Genomic DNA, 19508 nt, shown 5'->3' with positions numbered 1-19508 from the left:
AAATCCTCTTCGGGGTGCGGAACGGGCAGGTCGATGCGAACCAAGTCCTGCCCAAACTGGGCACCGGCGTGAGGCGGGGAAAGGACACCGCCCTTTGGCTCCTACCACGCGAAACGGGATTCGGGATGTTCCGACGGAGGTGTGGGCCAACCGGTGACTAAAACGTTACATTGGCGGGCATGGGCAGGCCAACTTATGGCGCGCCCCGGGGCCCTGGAGGAGCGTCTCCAGGGCCCTTGGCGGTTCTACCGCAGGATGTTGTAGCTGCTCCAGCCAGCGCCGACGATGGTCCGCGCTCCCCAGGTGCCCCTGCTGAAGGGGTAGTGCGCGAGGCGGCCGTCCGTGAGCCGGGTCATGAGCCCGGAACTTCCGGTGGTGAATCCGGCCACGTCGGTGATGCTGTTGATGCTGTTCCACCCGCTGCCCACCGCGCGCCTGGATTCCGCGACGAAGCCGCCGTTTCCGTTGGAGCGGAAGAGCACGAGCCGGCCGTCGCTGCGTTTGGCCAGGAGGTCCTGCGACCCGTCCTGGTCGAAGTCAGTCATGGTGAGGTACAGGCCTCCCCACCCGGTCCCAATCTTGATGCGGGGGGCCAGCGATGTTCCGGCGCTGTTGCCGTAGTACCAGAGTGTCCCGGCGGCGTCGTAGGCAAGGATGCCAGGGTACTGGTCGGTATTGCGCCAGCGGCCGACGGTGACGTGGTAGCTACCCCAGCCAGTGCCGATGGCCCGGGCCGCTGCGAATCCGCCGGTGGGTCGTCCGGGGTAGACGCTTAGCCGGCCGTCCTTCCACTGGGCGACGACATCGAACGTGCCGTCACTGTTCCAGTCCGCCACGAACCCCTTGGCCAGTCCGGACCAGCCGACGCCGATCTTCTGCCGGCTCTGCAGCGTGCCTTGACCGCTGGCCGGGTAGTTCCACAGCGTGCCGTCAGGACCCACCGCCACGACGTCCGCGGCGCTGCGGATGGATGCGGTGGAGACGGCGCGAGGGGCGGCGTTGATGACGACGTCGTCAATGTAGCTGTCGCCCATCTGGCGGTTGTGCTCCGCACCGAGCTGGACCCTGTCCAACGTGGTGGCGGCAGTGGCTATCTGGTTGCTGGAGTACACCAGTGTGCCGTCAAAGCGCACCTCCACGGTTGACGCAGCGCCATTCGCCGTCGTCCGCATGGCCACGTGGTGCCACTCGCTGAGCGTGATGCTTGAGCTGATCAGGCGGGTAAAGACAGAGGTCCCGTCGGGTGCGGTGGTGCGGAGCCACAGCTCTCCGTTGTCGTTGTACCGGTAAACATCGGCCACCCGGATGTCGCCGGAGAAGAACCGGAGGTAGGGGACATCGTTGCCCAGTACGCCGGCCTGGGTGATGTTGAACCACCCGTCGGCATAGGCCGTCGCCGTACCCGCCGGCAGAGGCGTGGAGAGGTTGGCGAGCGAGCCCTCGTCGGCGGTGACGTGCAAGTGCACCGCACAGGTCCCCGAGTGGGCCTGATCCGAGGAGATTTCCGCGGTTCCGGTGCCTCCAAGGGAGGATGTGAACCCGTCCAGGTTCCCGGATTCGAAATTATTGGCCATCACCGCTGTTCCCGGATAACTGCTGGCCGGGGCGGGGGTTCCTGGCTGGCATGTCGCCGCCTGGGCCGGGACGGCCCCCACCGCCAACGCACATATCAGTGATGCCGAGGTACCGCCCACAACCCCAAACTGTAAGAACTTTTTCATTTTTCCGCGCTCCGATGTGACTGAACTCGTGGTTCAGGCTGATAGAGCTGTTCGGCGACAGTGGCCACATCTCGACGACCAGTACACGGCAAACTACCCGGCGGGCGGGAGGCCGGACAACAGTGGCAGGTACTCGACTTTGTTGCCCTCTTCCTCCAAGTAGTTGGACGGGGTACTCGGATTCGGGCACCGGGCTGTCCGTATGCTGAACCTGCTGTCTCGAAATACAAGATAGAGACCTAGGCTGGGCCCATGGAAGAGACCCGCCTGATCCCGCCGTTCGTCGATCTCGCATGGTGTGCCGGGCAGCGGCGGCGGATTGTGCTGGCGGATACGCGCTGGTATCTCGACGGCGCCTCCGGCCGGGACGCCTATGACCGGGGCCATCTTCCCGGTGCCGTGTTCGTCGACCTCGACCGCTGGCTGTCCGGGCCGGCGTCGCAGGAGGCGGGACGGAACCCGCTGCCCGATCCCGCAGTGTTTGCCGAGGGCATGCGGGAGTGCGGCATCGGGGACTCGGATGTGGTGGTGGCCTACGACGACGCCGGCGGAGTCATCGCTGCCCGCCTGGTGTGGATGCTCAGGGCCACCGGCCGCCACGCAGCCGTTCTGGACGGAGGCATCGGATCGTTTGACGGTCCGCTGGAAACGGAAGCCGTGGCCCCGGCCCCCTCCACCTTCACGAAGCGGCCCTGGCCGGAGCACCTGTTGGCGGACATCACTGACGCCACCAGCCCCGAGTTTCAGGTGGTCGACGCCCGCAACCGCGACCGGTACCGTGGCCAGCATGATCCGGTGGACCCGCGGCCGGGCCACATCCCCGGAGCAAAGAACGTGCCATGCCGCAGGAACCTTGACCCGGCTGGCCAGCTGCTGTCCGAGGCGCAGCTGCTGGGGAACTTCCAGCGGGCGGGCATCGAATCTGCGCACCGGACCGTGAGCTACTGCGGTTCCGGTGTGACGGCCTGCCACAACCTGCTGGTGCTCGAGCATCTGGGACTGGGCCGCGGCAGGCTTTTCGTGGGCGGCTGGTCACAGTACTCGCGCGCCCTCGACCTGCCGGTAGCGACAGCCTGACAATTGCCGTTTGCCTTTCACAGGCTCCGCACAGCACCGGGACAGAGGGGCCAAAGCCCCGGTGGGCAGGATTAGGGGGAAAGCTCCGGGAACCGTCGGAGCGTACCGCCTGAGGAGCCACCCAGGTACACGGAGACCAGCCACGCCCCTGTCCCGCACACCGATGTTCCGCAGGGGACTGGCCCCGTGCCCACCGTTCCGCCGGCGGCCGTCCCGCCGGCTTTCGGCGGTGTGCCCCCGGTCCCGCCGGTCCCCCCGGTCCCGCCGGCCCGGCCGCTCCGGCCGCGGGACAGGAAGCGGGTAGGCCCGGCCGTCTTCGTCACATGCCTCGTGGCAGCGGGATTACTGGGCGGCGGGGCGGCCACCGGGGCTGCGGCCCTGTGGACTGACGCGCCCGCGCAGAGCACCACCACGGCCCAGGCCGCGATCAGCCCGGTCATCGTCAACAACACGGAGAGCGTCAACGCCGTTACGGCCGCCGCGCAGAAGGCCTCGCCCAGTGTGGTGACCATCAGCGTCAGCTCCGGGAGCTCCGGCGGCACCGGTTCCGGCATCATCCTGGATGCCGAGGGCCACATCCTGACCAACACCCACGTGGTCACGCTGGACGGGGCAGCCGAGGATGCCGCCGTCGAGGTCCACACCAACGACGGGCAGGTCTACAAGGCCACCACCGTGGGCACCGACCCGCTCTCAGACCTGGCCGTCATCAAGATCGACGCCGAAGGGCTGACTCCGGCTACCCTCGGTGACTCCGGCGCGGTCAACGTGGGGGACAAAGCCATCGCAATCGGCGCGCCTTTGGGACTGAGCGGCACCGTCACCGACGGCATCGTCTCCGCCGTGAACCGCACCATCGAGACCGAGTCCTCAGCCACGTCCGACGGATCCTCGGAGGAGGTCTCTTCGCAGAATCCGTTCGGATCCCAGTCCGGTGTCGCGGCCTCCGCCCAGGACTCCATCAGCATCAACGTCATCCAGACGGACGCGGCCATCAACCCCGGCAACTCCGGCGGCGCGCTGGTCAACGCCCAGGGTGAAATCATCGGCGTCAACGTGGCCATCGCGTCGGCGGGATCGTCGTCGTCCTCGTCGACACAGAGCGGCAACATCGGCGTCGGCTTCTCCATCCCGATCAACCAGGCGAAGCGGGTGGCGGAGGAGATCATCTCCACGGGCACGGCGACCCATGGCCAGCTGGGACTGTCCGTTCAGGACAGAACGTCAGGGTCGTCGTCGGACTTCACGGCCGGCGCGGAAGTGGCCTCGGTGACCTCCGGATCCGCCGCGGACAAGGCCGGGCTGAAGGCCGGCGACGTGGTCACCGGCCTGGCCGGCCGGACCGTGACCGACGCCTCCGAACTGACGGCCGCCGCGCGGGAGCAGGCCGCCGGAGCCACCGTGAAGATCACCTTCCAGCGCGACGGCGGGGAACAGACCGCGGACATCACCCTGGGCGCGGCCTCCTAAGCGGAACTACTGGACCGGGCGCATGAAAGGGCGCCGCTCCATGGGGGAGCGGCGCCCACATCAGGGACAAGTAATGGCGCACGAACGACATCCTCGTCCCTAGCCCCGCATCACTTATCTGAGGGCCGCGAGCGAAGCCTCAGAATCATTGCGGCGGCTGGGGCTAACAAGCTCAATAGTGCTGGTCTTCTGCCAGCGCTCTGCAGCCCCTCCAAACTCGATTGCGCAAAAAAGGACGGGCGACTCCCGAGAGGTGCTGCTGGCCTTTGATATGCAAGGAACTGACTTATGAGGACATAGAACAAGAAAGAGGCTCGAGAGTTCCAAACCGGATGAATCAGACAGTACATTTTGCACATGGACGCCAAAAGAAGCATTGATTTTATAAGCCAAGCTTTGGTGCCAGCTGGGGTGATAGCGAACGCAATGGTCTATGTGTTGTATGACTCGTTCTACGGAGGACTCGGCCTAAGCCCCAGTGACCTAGGGCTGGACTGGACCACCGTCTTGGCAAGATCCGGACCCTACTTCTATTCAGTCGCGGTGAATTCCGCACTCGGCGCGGTTGTGGCCTACTTCATGGCCCGAGCCCTGATTCGGGATCGGGGAACGACCGTGCCACCACCTAGCACACTCATGTTGCGGTCTCTACAGGTCATGTTGCTTATCTGGCTTATAGTGCTCTTCGCAGGTTTGAAATCTCCTGTAGATCGTGCCATTAGCGATGCTCGAGAGGGGAAGGTTGTTCTTCCAATATTCCATACAATAACCGGTGCTACGCTTTTGCCTATTCGGGCAGAAGCAGTCAATGTCACCAGGATCGGACCCGCGGACGCAGGGTCAGGGATTGCAAGTTTGGAGTCGCGTGAGCTTCTATATCTAGGAAGTGACAACGGTGACCCTGCGTCAGCTTGGTTTTACGACCATCGCACCCAAAGTTCTCTTCGCGTGCCATTGGCTGCAGTAGTAATCGAGCTAATAAATTGCACTGAGGCCGAATTTCCAGATGCACGCTGCAAGACCGTCGCCGGGCGGGACTAGTACATCGCGGTTCCAAGTCCCGGTTACAGCGAAGGTGAGTGCCAGAAGTTGCTTCTGGTACTAGACAAGATACCCCCCAAATGTCCCATCGCACGTACTAATGATTGAACCGAGCTTTCAGAGAATACAGCCGGTCCTTCGTCGGCCTGTCGAACAGAGTCCGACAGCGCCTACTGGCCAGCCATTGCTGACGCTGGACCTACGTCCGTTACCGGGATCCAACAACGCCGTACTGCGATACCGTCCGGCGTCGACTTAGTGAGTCCTGACGTCAGATACGGCGATCGTGGGCGTTACCGGCGCCCTCGGCGGCGGCCCCGAACCATCGCGGCAGGTGGCGGCGGAGGTCGTCCTGGTCGTCGCCGATCCAGGCGACGTGGCCGTCCGGCCGGAGCAGGATCGCGGGCGCGTCCAGTTCCCCGCTGGAGTCTGCGACGTGGTCGATCCGGTCCGTCCATCCCGCCACGGAGAGTCCGCCGGTCTGGTCGAGCAGGAGCCCGCGGCCTTCGCGGGTGAGCTCGTAGAGACGGCCCCGTGACAGAGGGAGGTCGCGCAGCCGTCTGCCGAGCAGTTCGGGCCCCTCGCCGAAGTCATACCGGACCCCGATCGAGCTGATCCGCTCGGCCAGGAACCGGCTGACGTCGTCGAAGTCCATCAGCTCGGCCAGCAGGCGGCGCACGGCCTGCGGGCCGGGCTCGGGTGAGATCAGCTCGCTCTGGGCGCGGGTGATGGTCAGGACGCCTTCGGCGACCGGGTGGCGCTCGGCAAAGTATGTGTCCAGCAGGCTTTGCGGCGCCCAGCCGTTGACCTCGGCGGCGAGCTTCCAGCCGAGGTTTAAGGAGTCCTGGATGCCGAGGTTCAGGCCCTGCCCGCCCAACGGCGGATGGACGTGCGCCGCGTCACCGGCGAGGAACACCCGGCCCGCGCGGTACTGCTCGGCCAGCCGGGTGGCGTCCGTGAAGCGGGTTATCCAGCGCGGTGAATGGACGCCGAAGTCGGTGCCGGCGAAGGCACGCAGCTGGGACTTTAGCTCTTCCAAAGTCGGCGGGACCGCGCGGTCCTCGGCGACAGTCGCCGCGGGCACCACGGCCCGGTACAGCCCGTTCCCGGCCGGGCCGACGCCGAACCCCCTGTGGGTCTTGCGGACCTCCTCCACCACCTCGGCCAGCTCGTCCGGCGGCGTGGTCACCTCCATCTCGCTGTGGATCCATTCGTTCGTGGCGGGGTCGCCGGGGAAGCCGATGCCGAGCCGCCGGCGCACCAGGCTGCGTCCGCCGTCGCAGCCGACCAGCCACCGCGCGCTGAGCCGGGTGCCGTCGTCGAGCTCGACGCTGACGCCGTCGTCGTCCTGCTCGAAGCCCGTCACCGCGCAGCCGCGGCGGACCTGCGCACCGAGCTCGACGGCGTGCTCCGCCAGCAGGCGGTCGGTGACCGGCTGCGGGATGCCGAGAATGTAGGCGTGTGCGGTGTCGAGGTCCACCGGCTGCGGTTTCTCAATCCCGGCGAAGCGGCCGACGCCGGGATACTGCTGCCCGAGTGCGAGGAACCGGTCCAGCAGCCCGCGCTGGTCCATGATCTCGATGGTGCGCGGGTGCAGGCCGAGCGAGCGGACCGCGTTGCTCGGCTCTGCATCCTTCTCCAGGACGAGCACGTCCACCCCGTGCAGCCGCAACTCGCTGGCCAGCATCATCCCCGCGGGCCCGCCACCGCTAATGATCACGTCGAACATGTGAAACCCCAATCCAAAACTAGGCGCGGCCAACCATTTTGGACGAGGGGAGGGGCCTTGCGGCAAGCCCCCTGGCGGGCGATATCCTGAAAGTGGCAGGGAGACTGTGTCTCTCCTTGCCTTTCGCATGCGCGGCGTTCAACCGCAGTTAACCCACCACCAGGCCGCCAAAATCCACCACCGTTGCCGCGGCAGCGAACACCAGGCAGCAGGTGGCCGCCCGGCGCAGCAATGGCACGTTCACCCCACCCAAAAGATTTTCCCCAGTCTCCACCGGCGCCAGTCTAGCGCCAGAGGCCGTCCGGAGAGCCGACGTCGGGCCGTGCCGTGTCATATTGACTTTCGATAGAAAAGCCCAGAGTATGAAGCCATGTCTATCGTTAGTCGATTGGTCCTCCCGCTCAGGGTCCTGCTGGTAATGGTGTTCCTCGGGCTGCTGGTGGCCCAGGTCATGTCGTTTCCGGGCGAGTTTCTCTTCACCACCGAGGAGGGGCCGGGGATGGATCCCTGGCGGTGGCCGATGCTGCTGTTCTGGGAACTGGAAGCCCTGTGCCTGCAGATTGTGATCGTGTGCATCTGGCGGCTCCTGACCCTGGTCCAGAGTGACCGGATCTTCACCGCGGCCTCGCTACGGTGGGTGGACGTGATCATGTGGGCGTTCGTCGGGGCGTGGCTGCTGCTGGCGGCCATGGCCGCTTCCCTCGTCGCGTACATCTATTTCACCCCCGAACTGCGCGATCCCGGAATGCCTGCGGTGCTGATCGGCGTCACGCTGATCGGTGCGGTACTGGTTCTGCTGATCGTGGTGATGCGGGATCTGCTGCGGCAGGCGACGTCACTGCGGACGGACATGGAAGGGGTGATCTGATGGCAATTGTGGTGCGCATCGACGTCGAGCTGGCCAAGCGCAAGATGAGCGTGGGGGAGTTCGCCGAGCGCGTCGGGATCACCCCGGCCAACGTGGCGGTGCTGAAGAACGGCCGGGCCAAGGCGGTCCGCTTCAGCACCCTGGACGCGATGTGCCGGGTCCTGGGCTGCCAGGCGGGTGACCTGCTCGAGTGGGTCGACGACGACTAAGCCCCGCGGGGCACCCTGTCCGGGTGCACCATGTCACCGAAGCCATGAACCATCCACCGGCCGTGGTCCGGCCGCCACACGAGCGTGATCAGCAGTGGGTCGTCCAGCATTGTGGCAGGTGTGGTGAACGTATGCTCTTCGGCTTCCCGGATAACACGCATGTAGCAGACCTCGTGGTCGCCATCGGCGTAGACAGCTTCCTGGAGCATGCCGGGATCCTCGATGGAGTCCAGCAGCGCCGCCGCGATTTCGAAGGATCCCCACAACGGACGGGACTCCGGGGTCACGATCAGGTGCAGGTCGTCCAGGTTCTTTGCCCTGTCATGGAGCGCCCTGAAGAACCAGTTCCCAATCCGGCGCGGATCATTCGCGATTTCCTGCGATTCCTCCGCGTGAAGGTCGAAGTCTTCCGTCATGGCACAAAGCTACTCGCGGGAACGGGCGCTGGCGAGACTTTCGCGGGGGTATTCATGGCCGGGACGTTCCGGCGGAAAGTTCAGCCGGCGCGTTCCAGGCGGAAGGAACTGACCGCCAAGTAGCTGACACGCCTGGCGTCCGGTGCAAGAATGCCCGCATGCCCATATTCCTGGAGACCGAGCGGCTGGTGCTGCGGCAGTTCACCGCCCACGACGCCGACCTGCTCGTGGAGCTCGACGACGACCCGCGCGTGATGCGGTACATCACCGGCGGTGCCCCGACACCCCGGGACGAGGTTGAAAGCGAGTACCTTCCAGCGTTCCTCGGCTACTACCGGAAATTCCCCGGCTATGGCTTCTGGGCCGCGATCGAGAAATCATCAGGAGATTTCCTCGGCTGGTTCCACTACCGGCCCGCCCCCGGGGACCCGCCCGACCAGCCGGAACTGGGCTACCGGCTGCGCTGCGAGGCGTGGGGGAAGGGCTACGCCACCGAGGGGTCCCGTGCGCTGATCGCCAAGGGGTTTACCGAGTTCGGCGTGCAGCGGGTGGTTGCGTCCACCATGGCAGTGAACACAGCCTCGCGGCGGGTGATGGAGAAATCCGGGATGCGCCTCGTCCGTTCCTTCGTCGCTGACTGGCCCGTGTCCATCCCGGGAGATGAACACGGCGACGTCGAGTATGCGATCTCCCGGAGTGAATGGGAGCTGAACCCGGCCGCCGTCATTGGCCGCTGACCGCTGGCACCGACGGCCGGGACCGCTTGCATTGTGACGCCGCATCTTAAGCCGCTAGCTCAACTGCCCGGAATCTACTGCACATGTGATCACGGTGTGCGTTCCGGGGCGTAAGCTGAAAATACGGCGGGACGTCGTGAAGGACGCCCTCCCTCCAGGCGGCCCGGTCCCGGGTCCCTGAACCCCAGCCACAGCCGCTCCACGTTCCCGCGGGTCCGACAGTGCATCCTCAAGAACGTTGGCAGTACGCCATGACCACAACCCATGCTCTTCCTCCGGTACGCGCCGATTCCCCTCTGAAGCTCAGCGGCATCCTCGCCTCCGCCCTACCGCACGACCTCGGCACAGCCCGGGGTTCCTCCCGCTATACGGTGCCGGTAGTCTTTTCCCGCCGGCCCCAGCCCCGGGAGCTTGATCTGCTTCACGGCGGCAACGTCAGCCGCCGTCTTGCCGAAGCCGGGTACAGCGACGTCGAACTCCGCGTCTCGGACCGCCGCCTCCTGATCACCAACACCAACCTCATGGACCTCAAGACAGGTTTGGCCCATCTCCTCGGCACGATCCTGAGTGAGGTCTCTGCCCAGGCCGCCACGGAGCGCGCCGACCGGGAAGAGGAGCTGGATGCCCTCGGCCTGATCGAGGAGCAGCGGCTCGAATCCATCCGCCGGGCCGCAGCCGAGATCCACTTCGACTGAGTCCGGTCCGTTTCGGCCGGCAAGCCCGCCGTCCGCCAGATAACGTCAGGGGCGCCCTTGGGTCAGATAACGGCCAGGGCGCCCTTCGCGCTTTCCACCAGAACATGGGTGGCGGCGGGCAGATGCCTGACCTCGCCGTCAATCTGGCAAGGAACAGCATCCCGCGTGGTGAAGGCGTAGCTGCTGACGCTCGGCTGGTTCCCGAGTCCCAGCGTCACGGCCCGAAGGGTCATCAGGGCCATCTTCCAGAGGCCGGAGTGGGGAAGCGTCACAACCTCGAACCGGCCGTCGTTGGGGCCGTCGGACTCGCTGACCGTCCCGTACTTGGCCATCCGCGAGATGTTGGCCAGGATCAGGCTGTCGAAGAGGGCGGTGGCGCCGTCGGCCCGGACCAGCTCGAACGGCTTTAGATGCGAAAGCGTGCGGGCGACAGACACAAGTTCCAGGACTTTGCCCTTTCCGCCGCTCTCGATGCCGATGGCCATCAGCGGTGTGAGCCCGAAACCTATGTAGGAGTGGGCGTAGTGAACCCGAACCTGCTGCTCCTCGGTGAACGTGACGCGCAGCAGGTCGATGTGCCGGACCCTGACTCCGCGTAAAGCCTCCGGCAACGGCCTTACGGTCATGCTCCGGTGGTGGTCATTGGCGTTCCCGGCCGCAAGCACGGTGCACACCGCCTTGCTGCCGGGGACGTCCATCACGCCGTTGACAACCTCGTTGTACCCGCCGTCGCCGCTGACCGACACAATGAGCGGGGACCCCGTGGCCGCCACGGAGCGTGCAAGGTCCCGTGCGTGCCCGGCGAACTCCGTGGGCAGCAAATTAACCTGCAGGTCCGGTACTCCGGCGGCCAGGTCCCGTTGCAGGTCCTCAATCCGGGCGGCCATGCCGGGTTTACCCGGGTTGAAAATCAGGGCGGCCCGGTCAAAACGGGCTGCGGCTGCCAGATCAGGTCCACTCGCTGTCATCGGCCCCTCAGCCTTGTCGATCCACCAGGTCGTCCGCTACGCGGTGAAGGTCCTGGACCCAGCCGGCTGAACGGCTGGGGGCTCCCGAACCGGCCTCGAAGTTGGCAAGCGCCTCCGCTATGCGGTTCAGTGCCTCCGAGATGTTGGCCCTGACCGCCTTGTAGCCTTCCTCCGAGCGGGGGTCGGAGGAAGCCGAAGACAGCAGTTCCGCTCCGGACTTGATGACCAGTGAGGCCTCGTACTCATTCACCCTTGCACCCCGCGGCTTCCTCATGTTGGACGTGCGGCAACTGTTCGTCAGCACAACCATACATCTGCGGTGGCCGGCCCGCGGGGAACCGGATGCGGGCCGTGATCAGGGGGGCTATGACGGATGCCGATGATTCTATGGCCGTCCAGGTCACAGCTGTTCCGGCAGATACCGAAGGCCCCCGCCCGACGTGGCTCACCTGGAGGATGCTCCCGGTGCACATGGCACGCGGCAGACGCTTTCTCAGCTGGCCGGCTCGCAGAGCCGGTCCAGGGTCTCGTTGAGGGTGGACTCGATCTGGCCGTTCACGAGCTCACGCTTGTTCTGAGTGGACTCGTCCTCCAACTCAGTGGGCAACGGCGGCATCGTGACGGTCATCGCGGCCTGGTAGCGCCCGTCGCCGCTAATGACCGCGACCGTCTGATAGTCCCAGAAGGAGCCCCGGCCCTCGTGCCGCGACTCGATAGAGCACCCGTCCGCGTGCTCCCACAGACCCAGCCCATACGGGGCGAAGCCGGGACTAGTCTTCATCTCCCGCAACGACGCCGCAGAGAGCGCCCGCCCCTCGAAGAGACCAGCCATGAAGAGGTTCAGGTCTTCCACTGTCGACACCGCCCCTGCTGCCGGATTTCCGACAAAGAAGATGTTGTCTGTGGTGTCGACTCTCTCACCACGGAGGGTCACGTAGCCGTGCAAAAGACCGGCCTCGCGCGGGTCGATGCGGTCCAGACTGGTGTTCTTCAAACCGAGCGGCTCAAAGACCTGCTCGCGCATGACTTGGACGAAAGGCTTGTGCCGCAGTGCCTGGACCAGGAGGCCGAGCGCGAGATAATTCGTGTTCGAGTACGCGAAGGACCCGACACTGGACGCGGTCCAGGGGATGGTCCCTGCCAGCTGCAAGCCCCGCTCCATCGTCAGCGTCCGGGAGAGAACGGGCCGGAAGTCAACATCGCGTGGCAGGGCATCGTTGACGTCGGGCATCCCCGACGTATGGCTGAGCAGCTGCCTCACGGTGATGGGACCCGGAGGCTTGAGCGCGGCCTTGAACCCGGGAATGACGTCATTGACGGGATCGTCGAGGCCGATGAGGTGGTCCTCAACGAGCTTCAGTACCGTCACGGCTGTCATCGTTTTAGTGACGCTTGCGATCCCCACCCGGTCCGTCGGCTGAGCCGGGGTCATGGACTCGAGGTCGCGTACGCCGTAGGCCTTGGACCACTCACCCTCCGGCCACCGGATCTGTACGACGGCGGCCACCGCGCCTTGGTCCATGAACAGCTGGACCTGCTTCTGTAACGGAGCCAGGGGATCCGGTGCGGTTGGTGGCGGTGTGGTGTCGTCTGTGGTGTAGGTACAGCCGGTAACAGCGAGGACGACGGCGAAGGCCGCCCGCCTCCAGACGTGACGCTTCGTGCTCATTGCGGGCCATCCGCTCGGGGACGAGATGACAGGTTCTTGGCCGCCTGCGACACCACGTCCGGCCAGACCTGCGACGGCGCCGTCGCCCCAGCACCTAAATGGTAAGGCGTGCTCTCCCAATGGGGAAGCGGTCGCCGGGTAATCCAGCAGGTTTAGCGACAACGATGTTGTGGACGATCTTCTCTTTCACCGTAACGCAGACAATCCGGAACTTTCCGTCGTTCAGCTCCGGTATTTTCCCGCCTAGGCCCGTCGCGGCCGCTCTTGTGCGGCATAAGTGCCGAGAGCTAACGTGATGCCATGGCCGGCGCGCCGAGTGCCGCGATTTTCCTGGCGGCAATCTTGCTTCTGGCGGGATGCACCTCGCCCCCGCCACCCTCCGATGGATCGACGTCTGCCACCTCCGCCCCGGACACTGCTCTCTCGCATCCGACAGGCGGACCGGTAGGGTTAGCACTCGTCACCGTGGATGCCGAGGGGTACGGACTCGCGCCAGTTTCACAGTCGAAAGAGTCGGTCGCCGCTTGGGCAGAACAGTACTGCGCAAGGGCGGAACTCTCACCGTGCACAGGTATTGAGGATCGTAGCGTGCCGCTTTGCATCGAGAAATGGGACTGCCACCCAGCGCTGTTGGTGCCCTTCGAACAAGGAGTGGCCGCATTCGTCTCGGGCGGAGTCTTCCAGGAACCCCACATCTTCGCGGTATGGCGAACTGAATCCGACCCAGAAGCCGCGAAATATGGGGGCGCCCGGCGGATTCTTGATGAGTACCTTCTCACGGTGGGGGTGTGCCCTGACAATGGGTCCGGGGATCCGCGAGGGACTACTTGTCGGTAATTCCTTCAATGCCGTCTCGGCCACGGACAGCTAAGGAAACACACCACATGGGTGGAGTTTCTTGCATGTTGTTTTCCGAAGCGGTGACCCCGAAATGTTGTTTTCAGAGGTCGTGTGGACAAATGGCAGTGCCGGCTAGTTCAGGCCTTCCCTGTCCGTACGAGGGGTCGTCGTCGCTTCCGGCCCAGATGACACCGCCTCCTGGGCAAGGCATCACATCGAAGGCCCTGCCGTTAAGGTGCGCCCGCAGGTGGCGCCCGTCATCTTCGACCACTTCCCAGCCCGCTGCTGGCAGCGCTGCACGATAGTGCTGCAACACATCGACGTCTCCTGAGAGCTTAAACCAGCGGGTACAGCCGCCCACACCACTCATGCCGCCACCGCTGAAATGGCCGATGTGGCTGATGGAATCGAACGCCTGCTGTGATTCACGATCTGCGGTGGCCATGGGCTCATCCGTGCCCTCGGTTACGCATTGCGGAGTCGAACCGAACTGCGCCTCCAGCCGCTGACCCAGTGCCGAGGGGGTGACAGCGAACATCCCGATCAGCATGAGGACAGGGATGGCCGCGGCCGTCAGCCGCATCCATCTCCTTGTCGAGACCATGAAGCCGATCATGACAACGACCGCGACCAGACCGAGCGCCAATCCGGAGGGTCCAGCCGTCAACCCCCAAGTGAGTCCCTCGAACGCGGTGCCGGTGATATCGCCGTATATTCTCATGAATTCGTAGTGGACCAGCACAGCCAGCGTCGCCAGTCCTGCCCCAATGACGAGCAGCACCGCGGCAGAGACGGCTCGGCCGGTCACGGGCATGGCTCATGATAGCCCGCGGTGAGGCCGGCGTGGGCACTGCGGCGGGTACTGATGTACTGGGTGGACTCGGCCCTGGCGGGGAGGCGATGTACCGGCCCAGACACTCCTTTAGGTGAAGATGTCCGCCACATACCTGCCGTGGGTGCGCTCCACCTCGTCCATCCACGCGTCGGCGTCCTCTGCAGACGCGCCGGTGGCCTCCTGGTAGATGCGCTCGCAGGTCTCGCGGACTTCCGGCGCCATGTTCTTCCCGTCGCCGCAGACGTACACCGTGGCCCCCTGCTGCACCAGCTCCTTGACGTCCGCCCGGTCGGCCCACAGCCGGTGCTGGACGTACTTCTGCCCGTCGGACGGCGCCTTGGAGAACACCGGCCTCACGTCCAGGTTGGCCTGCTCCGACCAGGATTCCAGCTCCGCCTCATAGAGGAAATCGGTGTCCGGGGCGCGGCAGCCGAAGAAGAGCAGCGACGGCGCCGGCTTGGTCCCCTCGGACTGGGCCCGCAGCGCCCGGTCCTGCACGAACCCGCGGAATGGCGCCAGCCCCGTCCCGGCGCACACCATGATGACCGGCACCGCCAGGGACTCCGGCGGGTGGAAGGCGGTGTTCGACGGGCGCACCTGGACCGCCACCCGTGACCCCGGCCGCGCCTGGGCCAGGTACGTCGAGGCGGCCCCTTCGAAGGTTCCCCGCCCGGACCACGCCGGGGCCTGGACGACGGCGAAGGTCAGGGTGGCGTGGTCGGGGCTCCACAGCGGCGACGACGAGATCGAGTACCGCCGCGGGGTCAGCTGGGTGAGCAGCTGCAGGAACGACGTGAACGGCAGCTGGCAGGACGGGTACATCTCCAGCAGGTCCAGCAGCGAAACCCGCTTGTCGACGATCTCCGCCGCATGCCGGTCCCGGTCCTGCGCCAGGGCCTCCAGCTCCGCGCGCTCGGCAGGGTCCCCGGCCACCTCGGCCAGCTGTTCCAGCTGCGGCCGGGTGGCCGGAACCGCGAGTTCCACATAGCTGCTCAGCAGCTCGCCCACGGCCACGGGCGTGCCGGTGGGCAGGAACGTGTCCCCGTGCTCCATGGCCAGCACCACGTGGGAGTCGTAGTCCAGGCTGAACCGCGTGAGGGCCCGCTGCACCAGGTCGCTGGGATTCAGCGGCAGCACGGCCAGGTAGTCGCCGGCCCGGTAGCCCATGCCCTCGGGCAGCGCGATCTCCACGTGCCGCTTGGACCGTGCGCCCGGCTTTGTCATGTCCACCAGTTCCCGGTTCGCGACGACGGTGCCCACCGCCAGCTCATTCTGGCGCAGCAGCGTGTCCCGGACGTTGCCCACGAACTGGACCTCCAGCTGCGGTTCCCCGGCCGGGGCGGCGGTCTTCTGCCCGAGGGCGCCGTCCACCGCAGGCCAGAATCCCGCGTACCACTCCTCGAAATCACCGAAGAAGTCGCCGCGCGCGTTGGCCTCGCCGCGCTCGTAGATCCGCTCGGCGCCGGCCGCCTCGAGCCGCGCGTCGATGGCCTTGGGCACCTCCTGATAGGTCCGCGCCCAGTCCCTGTTGCCGTTGCCGAACACTGTGTACCGGACCCCGGCCAGAGTGCCCGGCTGCAGGCTTTCGGTCCAGGTCATGAACTTCTTGGCATTGTCCGGCGGCATCCCCTCATACGAGGAGGCGACGACGGCCACCAGCCCCACCGTGGGCAACCCGCCGGCCGCCTCGTCCAGCGAGGCGATCGTGGGGCTGTAGCCCCGCCGCCCGGCGTCGTTCGCTATCCGCTGCGCAAAGTCCCGGGACGTGCCCGCATTTGACCCGTACAGTACGCGCACCGGAACGCCGTTGGCCGCGGTAGCCGCCGGCGCTTCGGCCGTCTCTTCCAGTACGACGGCGGCACTTGCCGCTGCGCCGATCCGGACGTCCCGCCGTCGGACATGGATGTACAGCCCCTCCGGCTTCATGGTGAGGGTGTGCTTGATGTGCAGCTCGTAACCCGGGTCCGCGGGCGTGATGTCGAAGCGCTGCAGGGCCTTGGCCAGGAACAGCATGGCCTCCTGCAGAGCGAACCCGCGGCCGATGCAGGAGCGCTGGCCATTGCCGAACGGCTTCCAGGCGTTGGCCGGGATGGTTTCGGCGCGCTCGGGGGAGAACCGGTCCGGGTTGAAGAGCTCGGCGTCCTCGCCCCACGCTGACTTGTCCCGGTGCAGCTGCGGGATAAGGACCATGAGGGGCTGTCCCTTGGAGACCTCATACTGGCCGCCGATCACCGTGTCCTGGTACGCCGCCACGTTGAACGCCGGGGCGGTGGGCCACAGCCGGAGCGTCTCCTTGAGGATCTGGTCCAGGTACCCCAGCCGGGGCAGGTGCTCGAATCTTGCCGCTTCGGAGCCTAGGACCTCATCCACCACGGCACGGGCTTTCTTCATGACGTCGGGATACCGCAGGAGCTCGTACATGGTGAAGGTGAGCAGGCCGCTGGTGGTCTCATGCCCGGCCACCAGGAAGGTGACCATCTGCTTCTTGACGTTGTCCTCGGGGAGGCGCTCGCCGGTCACCGGATCCGCAGCATTAAGCATGGTGTCCAGGATGTCCTCGCTGCCCGGCGGGCTGGGATTGCGCCGCCGGTCGCTGATGAGCTGCTCGGCCACCTCAAGCATCAGCGCGTTGTCTTCCTCGAGTTGGTGCCGCTTGCGGATCATGAGTTTGTTCTGCACCGGCAGCCGGGTGGACCTGTCCCGGGACTCCATCAGGGCACGGACCATGGCCCCGATGAAGGGATGCATCTCGTCCCGGTAGAGGCTGTTGAACCGGTAGCTGAACGAACACAGGGCAATGGTGTCCAGAGTCAGGCGGGTGGTGTTGTCCGCAACGTCGATCCTCGCCGTCGGGCCCAGCCGCTCCCACTTGAGCAGCAGCTGCTCCAGGATGTCATCCATGCCGGCGAACATCCGAGTCAGGGCTTTCGGCCCGAACGCGGGCATCAGGATGCGGTGCGCCTTCTGCCAATTGGGTTCCTCGGTCTCCGCGGTGAACAGGCCGTCGCCCACGAAGTCGCGGACCTCGCGGAGGGAGACGCCAAGTACCTTGCCGAAGCGGGTCTCGTCGCAGACCTCGTTCACCAGTTCCTGGGAGGAGAGGGCCACCAGACTGCGGTTGAAGACCTGGATGCGGACAATCGGCCCGTACTGCTCGGCCACTTCTGCCAGGCCCAGAACCCCCTTGCTCGAGTCGATATCCGGCAGGTTGCCCAGTACCGGCGTTGTGGGTGGTTGAGGGATGGGGGTGCTGCTGGACGAAGGCATGGGGCCCTCCTAGGCGGTCTTCTTTGACCCTGGTTTCTGTTCGGTGTTGATACTGGCGGGGACGCTGTTTTTCACGGGGCTGGCCAGGCGCGACGGGCCGGGCGCTGTACACGATACTCCGGTCGGGTGCCGGGGACTATGGGGTTTTTCTTGGGCTGGTCCCGGTGGGTCATGCGCTGTGCTGCGGCTGGCGTACGCATCGGGATTTCTCAACATCACGCGAGGATTTCCGCAGTTCAACAAGGGTCCCGGTCAAGATTTTCCGAGCTTATCCACATAAGCGGCCGAAGCGGTTTCGCTGGCCCGCCCCGCATGCTCCCATGTTAGGAGCATGCCGCCATCCACCAGCCTTATCGACCAGCAGCCGGCGGCCTTTATGGGGAGATCTAATGTCAAAGCATCTGGCGCCTTCCGCTGTCCGGCGCACACCGCAGGTCCAGCGTCCAGCCGTTCTGAGCCGTACCGTCCTGGCTCGTCCCGTTGTGAGCCGTCCCGTTCTGAGCCGTGCCGTTCGGATAGGCGCGGGTGCGGCGTTCCTGGCGGTCTATGCCTTTGGATTCCAGGGCACGGGCCCGGTTCTTTCGTCCGGGCAGACGTCCACTGGGACGCCTGGTGATGTCTCCGTCAACGCGCCTCTTGCATCCTCTGCGGTTGCATCCTCTGCGGTTGCCCTCTCTGCGGTTGCCTCGAATGCAGAGGGGGCCTTTGCCACCACCGGTGCTGTCTCGGCTTCCGCGGACGCATTCGTGTCCTACAGCCGTACATTGGTCTTTACCGAAACGAAGCCAGCGGTGCAGAAAGTCGGTGCGGCTTCAACGCAGCGGCGGCGTCCCGCGGCTGGAACCCTGATGGCGCCATTGGAGGTCCTGGTTCCCACCTCGCACTTTGGGCTACGGACAAGTCCCATCACCGGCTCGGCAGGCGAGTTCCACTGGGGCCAGGACTTTGCCGCCGCCTGCGGAACCCGCGTTTTCGCGGCGGATGCGGGCGTGGTGCGGGCAGTGGGATGGCATCCGTGGGGTGGCGGCAACCGGGTGGAAATCGATCACGGCAACGGCCTGATCACCACCTACAACCACCTTGAAGGCATCGGTGTGAAGAAAGGCCAGTCGGTCCAGGCCGGGGAACTCATCGCCAGGGTCGGGACCACCGGATCCTCAACCGGATGCCACCTTCATTTCGAAACCATTCTGAACGGCAAACACACAGACCCCGACAACTGGACTCTCCTGCGGCTCCGTACCGCGGGACCTGTTGCCAATACCAAGATGACCGACTACCGGAAGCCCGGCACCGCGTCGGAGACACCCTCCTGGGCTGTTCCGGTCGGAGCCAGCGCTCGCCACACAGCGGTGAACGATGAGCATGAGGCATCCGCACAGGGCGTTTCAGCGGTGAAGCCGTCTTCTCCCGCCAAGGTGTCTGTTTACGCCGCGAAGCCTTCGGGTACGTGGGCAGCGAAGCCTGCGGCGAAGGTGGCCGCGCCCAAGCCGGCGACTTCGGCACTGGTTGCCAAGCCCAAGCCGGCAAAGCCAGCTCCGGCACCGAAGGTGGCCGCGCCCAAGCCGGTAAAGCCAGCTCCCGCACCGGCTGTCAAGCCCAAGCCGGTAAAGCCGGCTCCGGCTCCGGCTGTTGCGCCGGCTCCGGCAACACCAGTTCCGGCACCGGCTGTCACGCCAGTTCCGGCTCCGGCTGTTGCGCCGGCTCCGGCTCCGGCTGTTGCGCCGGCTCCGGCAGCACCAGTTCCGGCACCGGCTGTCGTGCCGGCTCCCGTGGTAACGCCGACTCCGGCAACACCGGCTCCGGCACCGGCTGTCGCGCCGGCTCCCGTGGTAACACCGACTCCGGCAACACCAGCTCCGGCTCCGGCCTCGACACCCAGTGCTGCACCGAGCTCCACACCGGAGGCGGAGCCAGCACCGGCGGCTGTACCGGCTGCTGCTGAGACGCCAGCACCGTAGGGAGG

At 65.7% G+C, this 19508-nt stretch carries 15 protein-coding genes; 7 read left to right on the top strand and 8 right to left on the bottom strand.

What is annotated here, in order from left to right; genetic code table 11:
- Window positions 1-245: 245 nt before the first annotated feature.
- Window positions 246-1574: a VCBS repeat-containing protein gene (locus tag ABRP34_RS08610; RefSeq protein WP_353712887.1), complete on the bottom strand. Its 1329-nt coding sequence runs from the start codon at window positions 1572-1574 to the stop codon at window positions 246-248.
- A 399-nt stretch (window positions 1575-1973) separates the two neighbouring features.
- Between ABRP34_RS08610 and ABRP34_RS08605 the strand changes: the two genes are divergently transcribed.
- Both ABRP34_RS08605 and ABRP34_RS08600 read left to right on the top strand, forming a co-directional pair.
- On the top strand, window positions 1974-2798 hold the full coding sequence (locus tag ABRP34_RS08605; protein ID WP_353712886.1) for a sulfurtransferase: 825 nt from the start codon (window positions 1974-1976) through the stop codon (window positions 2796-2798).
- Between the two features lie 186 nt (window positions 2799-2984).
- Window positions 2985-4268, top strand: a complete 1284-nt coding sequence (locus tag ABRP34_RS08600) for a trypsin-like peptidase domain-containing protein (RefSeq protein ID WP_353712885.1) — start codon at window positions 2985-2987, stop codon at window positions 4266-4268.
- 1312 nt (window positions 4269-5580) lie between these two features.
- Here the strand turns inward: ABRP34_RS08600 and rox are convergent.
- The gene (rox, locus tag ABRP34_RS08595) at window positions 5581-7038 is read right to left on the bottom strand and encodes a rifampin monooxygenase (RefSeq protein ID WP_353712884.1); all 1458 of its coding nucleotides are present in this window, start codon (window positions 7036-7038) and stop codon (window positions 5581-5583) included.
- Window positions 7039-7408: 370 nt separating this feature from the next.
- On the opposite strand from rox, the gene ABRP34_RS08590 reads away from it, so the two are divergent.
- Together ABRP34_RS08590 and ABRP34_RS08585 are read left to right on the top strand one after the other, a co-directional pair.
- Window positions 7409-7906, top strand: coding sequence for a DUF2975 domain-containing protein (locus tag ABRP34_RS08590; RefSeq protein ID WP_307104691.1), 498 nt, complete (start codon window positions 7409-7411; stop codon window positions 7904-7906).
- Window positions 7906-8115, top strand: a complete 210-nt coding sequence (locus tag ABRP34_RS08585) for a helix-turn-helix transcriptional regulator (protein WP_314194995.1) — start codon at window positions 7906-7908, stop codon at window positions 8113-8115. Before ABRP34_RS08590 ends, ABRP34_RS08585 begins: the two co-directional genes overlap by 1 nt.
- Here the strand turns inward: ABRP34_RS08585 and ABRP34_RS08580 are convergent.
- Window positions 8112-8531, bottom strand: a complete 420-nt coding sequence (locus tag ABRP34_RS08580; RefSeq protein ID WP_353712883.1) for a hypothetical protein — start codon at window positions 8529-8531, stop codon at window positions 8112-8114. The two genes, ABRP34_RS08585 and ABRP34_RS08580, sit on opposite strands and share 4 nt — an antisense overlap.
- Before the next feature lie 158 nt (window positions 8532-8689).
- Here ABRP34_RS08580 and ABRP34_RS08575 point away from each other — a divergent pair, with 158 nt between their 5' ends.
- Window positions 8690-9268, top strand: coding sequence for a GNAT family N-acetyltransferase (locus ABRP34_RS08575; RefSeq protein WP_353712882.1), 579 nt, complete (start codon window positions 8690-8692; stop codon window positions 9266-9268).
- 251 nt (window positions 9269-9519) lie between these two features.
- Window positions 9520-9963, top strand: coding sequence for a hypothetical protein (locus ABRP34_RS08570; RefSeq protein ID WP_353712881.1), 444 nt, complete (start codon window positions 9520-9522; stop codon window positions 9961-9963).
- 62 nt (window positions 9964-10025) lie between these two features.
- Here ABRP34_RS08570 and ABRP34_RS08565 read toward each other — a convergent pair whose 3' ends face one another.
- The 5 genes from ABRP34_RS08565 to ABRP34_RS08545 all read right to left on the bottom strand — a co-directional run bounded on the left by ABRP34_RS08565 (window position 10026) and on the right by ABRP34_RS08545 (window position 17542).
- Window positions 10026-10931: a diacylglycerol kinase family protein gene (locus tag ABRP34_RS08565; protein WP_353712880.1), complete on the bottom strand. Its 906-nt coding sequence runs from the start codon at window positions 10929-10931 to the stop codon at window positions 10026-10028.
- A gap of 7 nt (window positions 10932-10938) precedes the next feature.
- Window positions 10939-11181, bottom strand: a complete 243-nt coding sequence (locus tag ABRP34_RS08560; RefSeq protein ID WP_353712879.1) for a hypothetical protein — start codon at window positions 11179-11181, stop codon at window positions 10939-10941.
- A 243-nt stretch (window positions 11182-11424) separates the two neighbouring features.
- Entirely contained in the window at window positions 11425-12600 is a 1176-nt protein-coding gene (locus ABRP34_RS08555) for a serine hydrolase domain-containing protein (RefSeq protein ID WP_353712878.1), read from the bottom strand.
- Window positions 12601-13540: 940 nt separating this feature from the next.
- Complete coding sequence (locus tag ABRP34_RS08550; protein WP_353712877.1) at window positions 13541-14248, bottom strand: hypothetical protein; 708 nt, start codon at window positions 14246-14248, stop codon at window positions 13541-13543.
- Window positions 14249-14362: 114 nt separating this feature from the next.
- Window positions 14363-17542, bottom strand: coding sequence for a cytochrome P450 (locus tag ABRP34_RS08545; RefSeq protein WP_353712876.1), 3180 nt, complete (start codon window positions 17540-17542; stop codon window positions 14363-14365).
- Window positions 17543-18390: 848 nt separating this feature from the next.
- On the opposite strand from ABRP34_RS08545, the gene ABRP34_RS08540 reads away from it, so the two are divergent.
- The gene (locus tag ABRP34_RS08540) at window positions 18391-19503 is read left to right on the top strand and encodes a M23 family metallopeptidase (RefSeq protein ID WP_353712875.1); all 1113 of its coding nucleotides are present in this window, start codon (window positions 18391-18393) and stop codon (window positions 19501-19503) included.
- Window positions 19504-19508 lie beyond the last annotated feature (5 nt).

It is taken from the genome of Arthrobacter sp. K5 (genome assembly GCF_040448525.1).
Lineage (GTDB): Bacteria > Actinomycetota > Actinomycetes > Actinomycetales > Micrococcaceae > Arthrobacter > Arthrobacter globiformis.
The sequence above is the reverse complement of the archived record's forward strand: the minus strand, read 5'-3'. Positions and strand labels throughout refer to the sequence as shown.